Source organism: Stenotrophomonas sp. (genome assembly GCF_031995405.1).
GTDB lineage: Bacteria > Pseudomonadota > Gammaproteobacteria > Xanthomonadales > Xanthomonadaceae > Stenotrophomonas.
In genome coordinates, this window is record NZ_DAMAGC010000120.1 from 1 (window position 1) to 12,674 (window position 12,674).

The 12,674-nt window shown below is 66.6% G+C and carries 14 protein-coding genes; 6 read left to right on the top strand and 8 right to left on the bottom strand.

Annotation, left to right across the window (positions count from 1 at the left end; genetic code table 11):
* Nucleotides 1-90: 90 nt before the first annotated feature.
* The 7 genes from RTO53_RS16500 to RTO53_RS16530 form a co-directional block, all read right to left on the bottom strand.
* Nucleotides 91-516, bottom strand: a complete 426-nt coding sequence (locus tag RTO53_RS16500) for a hypothetical protein (RefSeq protein WP_312238820.1) — start codon at nucleotides 514-516, stop codon at nucleotides 91-93.
* Between the two features lie 93 nt (nucleotides 517-609).
* Nucleotides 610-1,203 carry a DUF2884 family protein gene (locus tag RTO53_RS16505; RefSeq protein ID WP_312238821.1) on the bottom strand — a complete coding sequence of 198 codons (594 nt, stop codon included), beginning with the start codon at nucleotides 1,201-1,203 and terminating at the stop codon, nucleotides 610-612.
* 31 nt (nucleotides 1,204-1,234) lie between these two features.
* A complete protein-coding gene (locus RTO53_RS16510) occupies nucleotides 1,235-2,119 on the bottom strand; it encodes a DUF2807 domain-containing protein (RefSeq protein WP_312238822.1) in 885 nt (294 codons plus the stop codon).
* 36 nt (nucleotides 2,120-2,155) lie between these two features.
* Nucleotides 2,156-3,187: an ABC-2 transporter permease gene (locus RTO53_RS16515; protein WP_312238823.1), complete on the bottom strand. Its 1,032-nt coding sequence runs from the start codon at nucleotides 3,185-3,187 to the stop codon at nucleotides 2,156-2,158.
* Nucleotides 3,184-4,059, bottom strand: coding sequence for an ABC transporter ATP-binding protein (locus RTO53_RS16520; RefSeq protein ID WP_256774572.1), 876 nt, complete (start codon nucleotides 4,057-4,059; stop codon nucleotides 3,184-3,186). Before RTO53_RS16520 ends, RTO53_RS16515 begins: the two co-directional genes overlap by 4 nt.
* Nucleotides 4,056-4,418 (bottom strand): GntR family transcriptional regulator, encoded by a 363-nt coding sequence (locus RTO53_RS16525; RefSeq protein ID WP_019185943.1) that lies wholly within the window; start codon nucleotides 4,416-4,418, stop codon nucleotides 4,056-4,058. The genes RTO53_RS16520 and RTO53_RS16525 overlap by 4 nt, the downstream gene beginning before the upstream one ends.
* A 2-nt stretch (nucleotides 4,419-4,420) precedes the next feature.
* Complete coding sequence (locus RTO53_RS16530; RefSeq protein ID WP_312238824.1) at nucleotides 4,421-4,675, bottom strand: hypothetical protein; 255 nt, start codon at nucleotides 4,673-4,675, stop codon at nucleotides 4,421-4,423.
* A gap of 475 nt (nucleotides 4,676-5,150) precedes the next feature.
* On the opposite strand from RTO53_RS16530, the gene RTO53_RS16535 reads away from it, so the two are divergent.
* The 6 genes from RTO53_RS16535 (at nucleotide 5,151) to RTO53_RS16560 (ending at nucleotide 11,290) form a co-directional block, all read left to right on the top strand.
* Nucleotides 5,151-5,759 (top strand): glutathione peroxidase, encoded by a 609-nt coding sequence (locus RTO53_RS16535; RefSeq protein WP_312238825.1) that lies wholly within the window; start codon nucleotides 5,151-5,153, stop codon nucleotides 5,757-5,759.
* A gap of 84 nt (nucleotides 5,760-5,843) precedes the next feature.
* On the top strand, nucleotides 5,844-6,824 hold the full coding sequence (locus RTO53_RS16540; RefSeq protein WP_312238826.1) for an FKBP-type peptidyl-prolyl cis-trans isomerase: 981 nt from the start codon (nucleotides 5,844-5,846) through the stop codon (nucleotides 6,822-6,824).
* Nucleotides 6,825-6,847: 23 nt separating this feature from the next.
* Complete coding sequence (locus RTO53_RS16545; protein WP_312238827.1) at nucleotides 6,848-8,197, top strand: UDP-glucose/GDP-mannose dehydrogenase family protein; 1,350 nt, start codon at nucleotides 6,848-6,850, stop codon at nucleotides 8,195-8,197.
* On the top strand, nucleotides 8,190-8,429 hold the full coding sequence (locus RTO53_RS16550; RefSeq protein ID WP_256774567.1) for a SlyX family protein: 240 nt from the start codon (nucleotides 8,190-8,192) through the stop codon (nucleotides 8,427-8,429). Before RTO53_RS16545 ends, RTO53_RS16550 begins: the two co-directional genes overlap by 8 nt.
* 10 nt (nucleotides 8,430-8,439) lie before the next feature.
* Nucleotides 8,440-9,138, top strand: a complete 699-nt coding sequence (locus RTO53_RS16555; RefSeq protein ID WP_312238828.1) for a DUF2058 family protein — start codon at nucleotides 8,440-8,442, stop codon at nucleotides 9,136-9,138.
* A 67-nt stretch (nucleotides 9,139-9,205) separates the two neighbouring features.
* Nucleotides 9,206-11,290: an acyltransferase family protein gene (locus tag RTO53_RS16560; RefSeq protein WP_312238829.1), complete on the top strand. Its 2,085-nt coding sequence runs from the start codon at nucleotides 9,206-9,208 to the stop codon at nucleotides 11,288-11,290.
* Nucleotides 11,291-11,329: 39 nt separating this feature from the next.
* On the opposite strand, the gene RTO53_RS16565 is transcribed toward RTO53_RS16560, so the two are convergent.
* A partial coding sequence (locus tag RTO53_RS16565) for an amidohydrolase family protein (RefSeq protein WP_312238830.1) occupies nucleotides 11,330-12,674 on the bottom strand: 1,345 nt, incomplete at its 5' end.

The window sequence follows — 12,674 nt, forward strand, 5'->3', positions numbered from 1 at the left end:
GAAAGGGCATGGGGACCCAGCGCCCGACCCGCCGACCCCCGCTGGTATGGGCCCAGTGCCCGACCCGCCGACCCCCGCGCTACCAGACCGTCAGTGCCGATCGGCCTGCAGGTTGTCGAACGTCTCGGTGTAATCCTTGAACTCCGGAATCCGCTGCACCAGGTCCGGCGGAATCGGCTGCATGCCGTCGGGGACCTGGATCTTGACCGAACGCTTGGCCGGGTCCGGCGGCGCGTCGGTGAGCGTGTTCTGGCGCAGCACCTGCAGCTGACCGAACATGCCCTGCAGCATCGCCTGCTGGCTGGCGTCGAGCGGAATCTCGATCTCGTCGATCTTCATGTGCCCGTTGGGCAGCACGATGATGTTCGGCGCCGGCGCGCGACGCACCGTCAGCATGCCGTCGCTGACCGTGATCTTCGGCTTGCTGCGCTCGGCGCGGTGGTTGCGGTATTCCTGGTCGCAGCCCGTGGCGGCCAGACAGAACAGAGCGAACAGCAGCAGGCACAGCTTCTTCATGGCAGGCAGCGCACAGCAAAAAGGGGAGGACTAGTGTAGTCCTCCCCCCGTGCGTATGGACCCGACTGCGACCGAACGTCGCAGCCCCGTCGCCTACTTGCCGCAGTCGTCGATGTCGCCCTGGTCCATCGTGGCATAGGGCTTGAAGGCCGGTAGCGCGGCCGCGAGTGCCTGCTGCTTGTTCATCATTTCCGGCAGCAGCGTGCACAGCTGCTTGGCCTTTTCCTCGATCTTGCTGGTTTCGGCATTCACGCGTTCCTCGATGCCGTTGGTATCCCCGGAGAAAATGCCCTTGAGCGCCTCGCCGGCGGCTTTCACGCCGAGGTTGGCACCGGCCACGCCGATGTCCATGCCGGCGCTGGCAATCGCCTCGATCTGCTTGCGGTAATCCAGCAGCAGGGCACGCTGGCTGGCGGTGGTGGGGATCGTCTTGCCATTGATCAGCAGTTCGCCCTGCGGGGTGATCTCGGCCTTGTCGGACTGGTCGTTGGAAATCTTGATGTTGCCTTGGGCCAGTTCCTTGCGCGCCTTGTCGGTGGCGTCCTGCACGGTCTTGCCGACCGTGGTGTCGGCGGTGGCCGAGGCGGTCTTGCCGGTGGCCGGATCGGCCTTGCCGGCGTCATGGTTGCCGCAGGCGGCCAGCGGCAGGCACAGCAGCAGGGCGGGCAGCAGCAGTCGAGTGGTCATGCGCGCATTCCTTGGGATGAAGTAGGGGAGGTCACTTGCCGCGGGGCAGCTGCACGCGGCCGCCGACGCCGCTATGGCGCACCTCGCCACTGCCGCTGTGCGACACGGTGAGGTCGCCGGCGACGTCGCGCACGGTGACATCGCCCGAGCCATGGCGTTCGACCGCGACATTGCCGCCGATGCCGCGCAGGTCCACGTCGCCCGAACCCACGTTGCCGACGCTCACGTTGCCCTTGACCTGGCGCAGGTCGGCATCGCCGGAGCCGATGGTGCCCAGTTCGACGTTGCCCTGGATGGTGTCCAGTTCAAGGTCACCCGAACCGACCGTGCCGACCTTGGCATTGCCGCGCACGTTGCGCGCCTTGAAATCGCCCGAGCCCACCGACAGCACGTTGAGCGCACCGGCGCCATCGAGGATCACATCGCCCGAGCCGATCGCGGCGGTGACCAGGCCCTTGATGTCCTGCAGCTTGATGTCGCCCGAGCCCACATCGGCGCTGAGCGAATGGGCGCCGGTGACGCTGACATCGCCCGAGCCGACCTTCAGCTGCACCAGCAGGGTGTCCGGCACGCTGCCGCGCAGGTCCAGATAGGCGTAGCTGTTGCCGCTCAAGGCGAAGCCGGGCCCGACCTCGCGCTTGAGCCGCACGATCAGCTTGCCGTCCACCTTCTGCTGGGTGACCGTCAGCTCGCGCAGCCAATCGGCGTTGGAGGCGCAGGCACGGCCGCCGAGCTGGGCCGGACCCGGCCCGGCGGTGAGCACCAGGTCGTGCTGGTTGACCTCGAACACCACCGCCTTCGCGCCGGCCAGGTCGAGCTTGAGGTCGCGCGGTTCGTTGAACTTGCACTGCGGCTCGGCAGCGAAGGCGGACAGCGGCAGCAACAACAGGGAAGCGACAGCGAGGGTGCGGATCATGTGAGGCTCCAGAAGGATGTCGGGAACGAACGTCGGTCAGATTTCGCCGGCGCGGCGACGCAGGCGGATGGCGAGGATGATGAACACCACGCCGACCGCAGCACCGATCCAGATGTCGGGCAGGCTCAGGGCGGCCAGCTGGTTGGAGGGGGCCAGCGCGGCGACCAGGTTGTCGCGGTCACCGATCACCGCACGCAGCTGGTCGGCGCGGTAGAACACATCGCTGCCCGGCAGGGTGCCCAGCAGCAGGCGGCCGACGATGTTCTTCCAGAACCAGCCGCTGGTGCTGTCGAACGCAGTCATCAGATGGGTGGTGCTGACGATGATGCCGGCGAACAGTGGCAGCATCACCGCCCACAGGAACGGCTTGGTCCTGGCCCAGGCCGAGCACAGCAGCAGCCAGCCCACGCTCGGCAGCGCCCACAGCAGGTACACCGGAATCCAGGACAGGTGGCCGGCAACGATGCTCAACGGACTGGCCGGGCCCCAGATCAGCGTCATCGGGTCGCCGCCATGGGTGAGCACGACCACGCTGATGATCAGCAGGAAGCCGAACATGGTCAGGATCGAGGCGATCACCGCGATGAAGGGCGCCACCAGCAGGGCGCTCAGCGCCTTGGACAGCACGGTCTGGGTGTCCGACAGCGGCAGCGACTTCCAGAACAGGATGCTGCGATCGCGGCGGTCGTCGTACAGCGCGCCCAGGCAGTAGAAGAACACCACGAAGGCCAGCACGATGAATGGCCACAGCGAACTGAGGATCAGCGTCAGGTCCAGTCCGTTGGCCAGGTTGTGCAGGGCCTCGGCATCGAGCTTCTGGGTCAGCAGGCCAAGGTCCAGTCCGTTGACGTTGACGTTTTCGTTGTCGATCACGATGCCGCCGCTCTTGGCCGCACGGTTCATGGCCAGCAGCCCGAACAGGATCCCGACCAGGCTCATCACCAGCGAAATGGCCCCGGCGATCAACGGCGCGTACAGGAACCCGCCGCGGTTCTCCCAGTATTCCCGCTTGAGCAGCCACTTGAAGGTGCTGGCCTTGCTGATGGGATGGTGGTGGACGGTGTTCATGCGTAGGTTCCCTTCATGATGGCCACGAACAGATCCGCCAGCCCCGGGCTGCGGATCTCGCCCAGGGGCGTGAGCTGGGCGCGCGGCACCCCGTCGAACAACAGCACGGTCTTGCCGAACGGCAGGGCGCGCTCATCGATCGGCTGCAGCGCACGCGCCGCCTCCAGTGCATCGGCCGACACCAGCACTTCGCTGTAGCGGTCGCCGATGTCTTCCATGTCGGTGGTCAACACGATGCGACCGTCGCGGATGAACATGACATCGGTGAGGATGTGCTCGATCTCTTCGACCTGGTGGGTGGTGACGATGATGGTCTTCTGTTCGTCGAAGTAATCTTCCAGCAGGCGCTGGTAGAACTCCTTGCGGTACAGGATGTCCAGGCCGAGGGTGGGCTCGTCGAGCACCAGCACCTTGGCGTCGATGGCCATCACCAGTGCCAGGTGCAGCTGCACGATCATGCCCTTGGACAGTTCGCGCACGCGCTGCCTGGGTTGCAGTTTGGTCGAGGCCAGGAAGCGCTCGCAGCGGGCACGGTCGAAGCGCGGATGCACGCCGGCGACGAAATCGATCGCCTCGCGCACCTTCATCCAGCGCGGCAGCACCGCCACGTCGGCGATGAAGCACACATCATTCATCAGTGCGTTGCGCTGCACGGCCGGGTCCAGGCCCAGCACCTGCAGCTCGCCTTCCACCGTGGTCAGGCCGAGCAGGGCCTTGAGCAGGGTGGTCTTGCCGGCGCCGTTGGGGCCGATCAGGCCGGTGATCCGGCCCGGGGCGATGGTGAAGCTGGTGTTGTCCAGCGCCACGGTCTGTTTATAGGCCTTGCGCAGGCCGCGGGCGGAGATGACGACATCACTTGCAACGGCATTCATGAGGATTTCCCCTGGGGCAGCAATTCGTCGAGGTTCAGGCCCAGGCGTTGGATGCGCTCCAGCACCAGCGGCCATTCTTCATTGAGGAACCGGTCGCGCTCGCTGCTGCGCAGCTGCGTGGCCGCTTCTTCGGTCATGAACATACCCAGTCCGCGGCGCTTCTCGACCAGGCCTTCGTCAGCCAGTTCCTGGTAAGCGCGCGATACGGTGATGGGGTTGAGCTGGTACTCGGCGGCAACCTGCCGGACCGAGGGCAGGGCGTCGCCAGGCTTGATGATGCCGTCAAGCATCATGGCGATCACGCGTTCTTTCAGCTGACGGTAGATCGGAGCGCCATCGCTCCATTGGATATCGCTCATGGTCAGCTCCGTGGGTTCAGCGACTGTGCGAATGAGAAGTAAGGCATGGACAGGGAGCTGTGCAGCCGGCGGGGAGGCGTGGGGGCGCCGTTGGCGGTCCCTGCCTCGATGACACCTGCGTCCTGCGGGCTTTCAAACGCACCGGAGGCGGCGCTCTGGCCGACCTCGCTGGCAGGGGCACCCAGCCAGCCGAGCAACAGCAGCGCGGAGGCGGCGGTGACGGCTTTGGCGGAGTGGTGGCGGCGCATGCGGTTCATGGGCTTACCCTGCATCAGGTGACTGGTGTTGTATGCAACTATAACACCGGCACGCCGAAGTGCAACAGGGTGACGTCCCCAACTGATGGCAGGGGTGTGACAGCGCCGGCCGCGCTTACTCAAGTTGTTGATCGGTAAAGTATTCACGGTGTCATCGGTGGCGGTGCGGGGTGCGCCTTCATTCAGCCACGTCAATGGTAGGTCAGCCTATGTGGCTATTCAGGTGAACGCGGGGGAGGCGGGGCGGGGTCAGGTGACGCCGCCAAAGTCGGCAAGGTCGACGAATGTTCGTGCCGGAACCCCCACGCTTCTCTCCATCCACGGCTGCCTCCGGCGGCGCCACGGGGCGTGGCGGGCCAGGGCGCGCAGGCGCAAAAGTGCCGGTGATATAGTGCGAAACGCCCCGTTGACGGCGTTCTCCGCCGCCCTGCCAGGCACGTTTTCCCCTTGTCCGTCCTTTTCGTGGAGTGTTGCAATGCGCCAGACCCGTTCCGTGCCATCCCCGCGTCGCGCCCGTCTTGATCGCGCCCGCCGCTGGGGCGCAACGCTGCTGCTGGGCGGGCTGCTGGCCACTGCCGGCGCCCACGCCGCCGACCTGCTGGACCTGAGCTACCGGCCGCTGGCGGGCAAGGCCGAAGTCAACCTGCAGAAGCAGTACGGCGGCAAGGTGCTGCTGGTGGTCAATACCGCCAGCAAGTGCGGTTTCACTCCGCAGTACGAAGGCCTGGAAGCACTGCAGCAGAAATATGCGGCGCGCGGCTTCTCGGTGCTGGGCTTCCCGTCCAACGACTTCAAGGGCCAGGAACCGGGCAGCGAGGCGCAGATCCAGGAGTTCTGCACGTTGACCTACGGGGTCAAGTTCCCGATGTTCCAGAAGGTACAGGTCACCGGGCCGGAGGCCACGCCGCTGTACCAGCGCCTGGCCGCCGCCACCGGGGTCGAGCCGGGCTGGAATTTCCACAAATACCTGGTCTCGCGCGACGGTCGGGTGGTCGCGCAGTTCCCTAGCAAGGTCAAGCCGGACGACAAGGCGCTGGTCGCGGCGATCGAACGTGAGCTGTCCGTCACGGCTGCGAAGCGCTGACGTCCTCGACATCTCGCATGTGCGTGCGACAATGAACGCTTTCGCGCCGACGTCGGCGTCCAGTCACTTCCAGGAAAGCAGCGAATGAAGATGGGAATGCGCGGCGCCGCGGCGTCGGTTCTGATTCTGGCGATGGGTGCCACCGGTACCGTGATGTCGCAACAACCGGCCGCGCGTGCGGCCGTCAAGGAGACCTCCGCTTTGAACTCCCAACGGGAAAAGCTCGGCTACGCCATCGGCATCGATGTGGCCAACTCGTTCGCCCCGATCTCCAGCGAGATCGATCTGGCGGCACTGCGTCGCGGCATCACCAATGCCTTTGAAGGCAAGCAGCCGCTGATCAGCCAGGAAGAAGCCCAGAAGACCGATGGCGCGCTGCGCCAAGCCATGGCCGCCAAGAGTGGCCAGCCGGTGCCGGGCGTGGCCCCGGGTACCCCGGCGCCGAAGGTGGACCGTGAAAAGGTCGGCCTGATGCTGGGCAGCTACGCGGTTGGCCCGTCGCTGGCGCCGCTGAAGGACGATCTGGACCTGGACGCGCTGTTCGACGCGATCGGGACCACGTTCAACAAGGGCACCGCCAAGATGACCCCGGAGCAGGCCAAGGCCACGCTGGAAGGGTTCATGGCCGGCAAGCAGGCTGAAATGCAGGCCCAGGCGTCGGCCAAGGCCGGTACCAACCGGACCGAGGGCAATGCCTTCCTGGCCAAGAACAAGACCGTGCCAGGCGTGGTCACCACCCCGTCGGGCCTGCAGTACCAGGTGCTGCGTCCGGGTTCGGGCGAGCGTCCGATGCCGACCAGCAAGGTCCGCGTGAACTACGAAGGCAAGCTGCTGGACGGCACCGTCTTCGACAGCAGCTACGAGCGCGGCCAGCCGATCGAGTTCGGTCTGGACCAGGTGATCAAGGGCTGGTCCGAAGGCGTCTCGCTGATGCCGACCGGTGCCAAGTACCGCTTCTGGATCCCGGGCGAGCTGGCCTATGGCGAGCAGGGTACGCCGGGCGGTCCGATCGGGCCGAACGCGACGCTGACCTTCGACGTCGAACTGCTCAACGTCCTGCCGTAATCGCAACTGGAGTCACCACGGACATGCGTGTCGCGATTTTCGGTACCGGCTATGTCGGGTTGGTCACGGGTACCTGCCTGGCCGACGTCGGCCATCAGGTGGTCTGCGTCGATATCGACCAGGCCAAGGTCGATGGCCTCAACCAGGGCGTCATCCCGATCTACGAACCGGGCCTGGAGCCGATGGTCAAGGCCAACCACGCCGCATCGCGGCTGGCCTTCACCACCGATGCCGCCAGCGCGGTCACGCATGGCCAGGTGATCTTCATCGCCGTGGGCACGCCACCGGACGAGGACGGCAGCGCCGACCTGCAGTACGTGCTGGCCGTGGCCCGCACGATCGGTACGCACATGCGCGTGCCGACCGTGGTGGTGAACAAGTCGACCGTGCCGGTAGGCACGGCCGACAAGGTACGCGCGGCCATCGCCGAGGTGCTGGCCGCCCGTGGGGTGGAGATCGCGTTCGACGTGGTCTCCAACCCGGAATTCCTGAAGGAGGGCGACGCGGTCGCCGACTGCATGCGGCCGGACCGCATCGTGGTGGGGGCCTCCAACCCCGATTCGGTGGCGCTGATGCGCCGCCTGTACGCGCCGTTCAACCGCAACCACGACCGCGTGGTTGAAATGGATGTGCGCTCGGCGGAGCTGACCAAGTACGCCGCCAATGCGATGCTGGCGACCAAGATTTCGTTCATGAACGAAATCGCCAACATCGCCGAGAAGGTCGGTGCCGATATCGAACAGGTCCGCCAGGGCATCGGGTCGGATCCGCGCATCGGCTGGCACTTCATCTACCCGGGCGCCGGTTATGGCGGCTCGTGTTTCCCCAAGGACGTGCAGGCGCTGGCCCGCACCGCGCAGCAGTACGGGCATGAGCCCCGGCTGCTCAATGCGGTGGAGGCGGTCAACGAGGCGCAGAAGGGGCATCTGTACGAATTGATCCAGCGCCACTACGACCGTGGCGAGGACGAAGGCGTGCGTGGCCAGACCTTCGCGGTCTGGGGCCTGGCATTCAAGCCCAATACCGACGACATGCGCGAGGCGTCCAGCCGGCGCCTGCTGGCTCAGTTGTGGGACGCCGGTGCGCACGTGCGCGCCTACGATCCGGAAGCCACCGAGGAAGCGCGCCGCATTTTCGGCGAGCGCGATGACCTGGTGTTCTGCGACAACGCCTACGACGCCCTCGATGGGGCCGATGCGCTGGTCGTGGTGACCGAATGGAAGCAGTTCCGCAGTCCGGATTTCGCCCGGTTGCGCGAGATGCTCAACGACGCGGTGGTCTTCGACGGCCGCAATCTGTACGACCCGCAGGAGATCGAAGCCGCGGGCCTGGCCTATTACGGCATTGGCCGGGGACGTTCGCTGCATGCATGATTCCACCCCCTCATCGCGTGAACAGGCGCTGGAAGCGCGCCTGATCGAGCTGGAAATGCGCGTGTCCTTCCAGGAGCAGGCGCTTGCCGAGCTGAGCGAAGCGCTGGCCGATGCACGCATCGAAGGCAGCCGCAACGCCGACTTGACCCGCCTGCTGCTGGAGGACCTGGGCAAGGTCCGCAACGCGCTGTATTCCGATTCGGGCGAAGAACCACCGCCCCCGCATTACTGATCGACCACTCATGAGCGATACCCTCCGCGACCAGCTGCTGGGCCTCGGCTTCAAAGCCGCGCCCAAGCCCGAACGCAAACCCGACCGCAAGCCCGATGCCCGCCGCGATGGCCGGCCCGGCACCAAACCGCAGGGCGCCCGCCCGCCGGCCAGGCCCGGCGACGCCGCGCGCCCGCCGCGCGAAGGCGATGCCGCGCGGCGTGCCCCGCACGGCAAGGGCCGTCCCGGCGGCGGCCGTCCCGGCCAGGGCCAGAATGCCGGCCAGGGCAAGCCGCGCTCGCGCGAGGATATCGACCTGGCCAAGGCCTATGCGATCCGTGCGCAGAAGGAAAAGGACGACCGCATCGAAGCCGAGCGCGTCAAGCAGGAAGAGGCACGCCTGCGTCGCGAAGCCAAGGCCAAGCTGGACGTGCTGCTCGAAGGCAAGTCGTTGAACGACGCCGCCGCCGAGATCGCGCGCCACTTCAATTACGGCGGCAAGATCAAGCGCATCTACGTCAACGCCGACCAGCTCAAGGCGCTCAACGCCGGCGAGCTGGGCGTGCTGCAGCAGAACGGACGCTACCTGCTGGTGACCGCGGCCGTGCTCGACGAGGCCGAAGCGGTGTTCGCCCCGTCGGTAGCCCTGCGCGTGGACCCCAATGCCACCGCCGAGGAAGACCCGTACGCCGATCCGGCCTACCAGGTGCCCGACGATCTGGTCTGGTGATTCCACTCCATCGTTGTTGAATGTCACGGGCGCCGTCAGGCGCCCGTTTCCTGTCAGGAGCAGTGCCATGCAGGATCGCAACTCCGGTTATTTCCCGCACATCGACGGTATGCGTGCCATTGCCGTGCTGGCGGTGATCCTTTATCACCTCAAGGCCAGCTGGTTGCCCGGCGGGTTCACCGGCGTGGACGTGTTCTTCGTCATTTCCGGTTTCGTGGTGAGCGCATCGGTCGACCGCCTGCCCGCAGTCGGCGGATGGGACGGTCTGCTGCGGTTCTATGCACGACGCATGCGCCGCATCGCACCTGCACTGGTCGTGTGCCTGTTGCTGACAGCCACCTTCAGCGCCTTGCTGATTCCCGAATCCTGGCTGAGCGAAACCAGCGACAAGACCGGCAGGATGGCCTTTGTCGGCTTGAGCAACTGGGTGTTGGCCAGTACCGGAAACGACTATTTTTCGCCCAAGACCGAGTTCAATCCCTACACCCACACCTGGTCGCTGGGCGTGGAAGAACAGTTCTACCTGCTGTTCCCGATGCTGTTCCTGGCCTGGCCCAAGGGGCTTGGCGGAAAGCGGGTTTCTTTGGGTCTGTTCGCTGTCGCGACGGGCGCTTCGCTGCTCTACGCAGTGTTCCGCGCGCACCAGGGTGGCCATGAGATCGATGCCTTCTATCTGACCACGACCCGCTTCTGGCAGCTGGGTGCCGGCGTGCTGCTGTTCCAGCTGCTGTCGCTGGCAGGTCGCTTCCATCCCCCCGCCGCGCCCTCTTCTCGACTGTCGTGGCGCTCGCCACTGCTGTTGGTGAGCCTATGTGCCCTGGGCTACGGGCTGTGGGCCGCGCGTCCTGGTCATTCGCCGTGGATCGATGGGCTGTGGCCCGTACTGGGTGCCTTGGGCCTGCTTGGTCTGCTTCAGCAGTCTCCCGGTGGCCTGGTTGGCCGCGCGCTGTCGACCGCGCCGATGGTGATCATCGGGCGCATGTCCTATTCGCTGTATCTGTGGCACTGGCCGGTGTTCGTGCTGTTCCGCTGGACGGTGGGCCTGGACACCGTAACGACCGGAGCAAGCGCACTGCTTTGCGTGCTGGTGCTGTCGTGGTTGTCGTGGCGATGGGTGGAGCAGCCGTTGCGCCACGGCGCGCGCTGGAAGATGAGCAACGCCCGCTGGGTCGCGCTCGGGTTGACGGTGCTCGTGCTGGGGGCAGCCGCGCAGACGGTGCTGGTGAGGACGCAGAAGTACACCTCGCTCAGCGTGGTCAGCCGTGCCCCGCTGGATTGGTACCCCTATGCCGATGGGCTCAAGCGGGAATACCCCGATTGCCGCATCAAGGTCAGCTACGTACCGGTAGCGTCGGGCGAGGCGCGACTGTACGAGCGCGATCGCTGCCCGGGACGGCCCACCAGCCGTCGCCAGTTGTTTGTCGCGGGCGACTCCCATGCCCTGGCATACCACGAAATGCTTCAGCGACTTGCCGTGCTCGAAGGTGGAACGAGCTGGCTCTACAGCAGTGGCGGTTGCGCGCTGGTGGGGCTGCAGGGCTGGCACGGCCCCAACCCGGCCTGCGATGCGTATGTGCGCGAGGTGCTCAAGGACATCCACAACCGGGCCAGGCCGGGCGATGTGGTCCTGCTGGCGGGCCTGCGATTGCCACGCCTTTCGGAACAGTACGCGTTGTTCGACCGCAAGCTGGTCTGGGCGGCCCAGTTCAACGATGCCGCCGCGGTGGACCGCGCTGCCGAGGTTGACCATTGGATCGCCGAGCTGCGCCCGTTGGCCGCGCGTGGCATCCGGATCGTGCTGGAAGCGCCCAAGCCGCTGCTGCCGGCGCCCCCCTATCGATGTTCGGATGTGTTCAATCGACACAACCCGATCTGCGTCAATGGCATGACGATCGACCGTCGTGACATCGAGGAGCTGCGGTCCCCGGTGCTGACCGGCATGCAGAAGGTTGCCGCGGCAGTGCCGGGTGTCACGATCTGGGACCCCTTGCCGCGCCTGTGTCCCGGCCGCGTCTGCCTGCCCACGCGCGACGGTCACCCGCTGTACTTCGACGGCGACCACCTGAGCGGTTACGGCAATCGCCTGTTGCTGCCTGACTTCCAGGCGCATCTGCGCAGCATCGAGAGGGCGCCCGTCACGACCGGGCGCTGAGTCTGGTGGCTGAGCGTCCTGGCACCGGGAAGGCGTTCGTCATTCCGTGATCGGCCCGGCCACTTGCTGGCCGGCCTGCCAGACCGCACCGATGCGCTGGCTGTTGGCGATATCGGCCAGCGGATCGGCGTCCAACACCAGCAGGTCGGCACGCTTGCCGGCCGCGATGCGGCCACGGTCGGCCAGGCCGAGCAGGTCGGCAGCCTGGGCGGTGGCGGTCTGCAACGCCTGGGTCGGGGTCAGCCCTGCCTGCACCAGCAGTTGCAGTTCGCGATGTTCGGCAAACCCGATCACCCGCTGCGGCATGGCCCCGGCATCGGTACCGAAACCGAGCTTGACCCCGACCGCATGCAGGCGCCGCAGGTTGTCCAGGTTGGTCGCCACGGCCTGGCGGGCGGCCGGTATGCCACTGCCGGCCAGCTGCGCGCGCTGCCACGCCGGCTGCGACCAGCGCGCCAGCACGTCGGCCGGCAACGCCGTGCGCAGGAACGGCTGCTGCAGGGACTGCGGATGCTCGGCATACCAGTAGTTGGCTTCGTCGATGGCCACGGTGGCGATGTACCAGGTGCCCTGGTCGCGCATCTTCCGCGCCAGCATCGGGTCGATCGCGCGGTCGCGGATGCCATGGGCAAGGATGTCGACCTTGGCATCCACCAGATCGCGGGCCTGCGCCAGATCATGGATATGCGCGGCGACCTTCAGGCCGCGCGCGTGCGCTTCGGCAATGGCGGCGCGATACACCTCCGGCGTCATCATCGGCCGCTTGCCGCCCATGTCGTCCACCCACAGCTTGATCAGGTCCACGCCATCGGCCTGCTGGGTGGCTACGGCCGCACGCGCCTCTTCGGCGTTGCGCGGACGCGCGACGGGATCGTGGCTCAGCCCCATGCTGTCGGCCGGGGGCGCGCCATCCGGAGCGCCGATGCCGCCGCCGGCGCCGTACAGCTGTGCGCCCAGCCCGGGGTCGGCGTTGACTGCCTTGCGGATGGCGAAGAAGTCCGCGCCGTTCATGCCCAGCGCGGTAACGGTGGTGATGCCGTAGCGCTGGAACTGGCGTAGGTCGCGCACCACGTTGTCGCGGGTGTAGAAGCGGTCGCCGTGCGCCAGTCCCCGGGTGTTACCGACGTGTGCGTGGTCGCTGACCAGCCCCGGCAGCAGGGTCTTGCCGGTGTAGTCGATGCGGCGCGCGCCGGTGGCGGCGGCCGGCAGCGGCGTGCCGACATGCACGATGCGGGCGCCATCGATCAGCACCGGGGTGATCCCGAGGTCGCGTTGGCCATCGAAGACGCGGGCGTTTTCGAGCAGGATCGGCTCGGCGGCGGCAGGCAGGGCAACGGCGGCAAGCAGCAGTGCCCACAGGCGGGTCGGTCGCATCGGCGGCTCC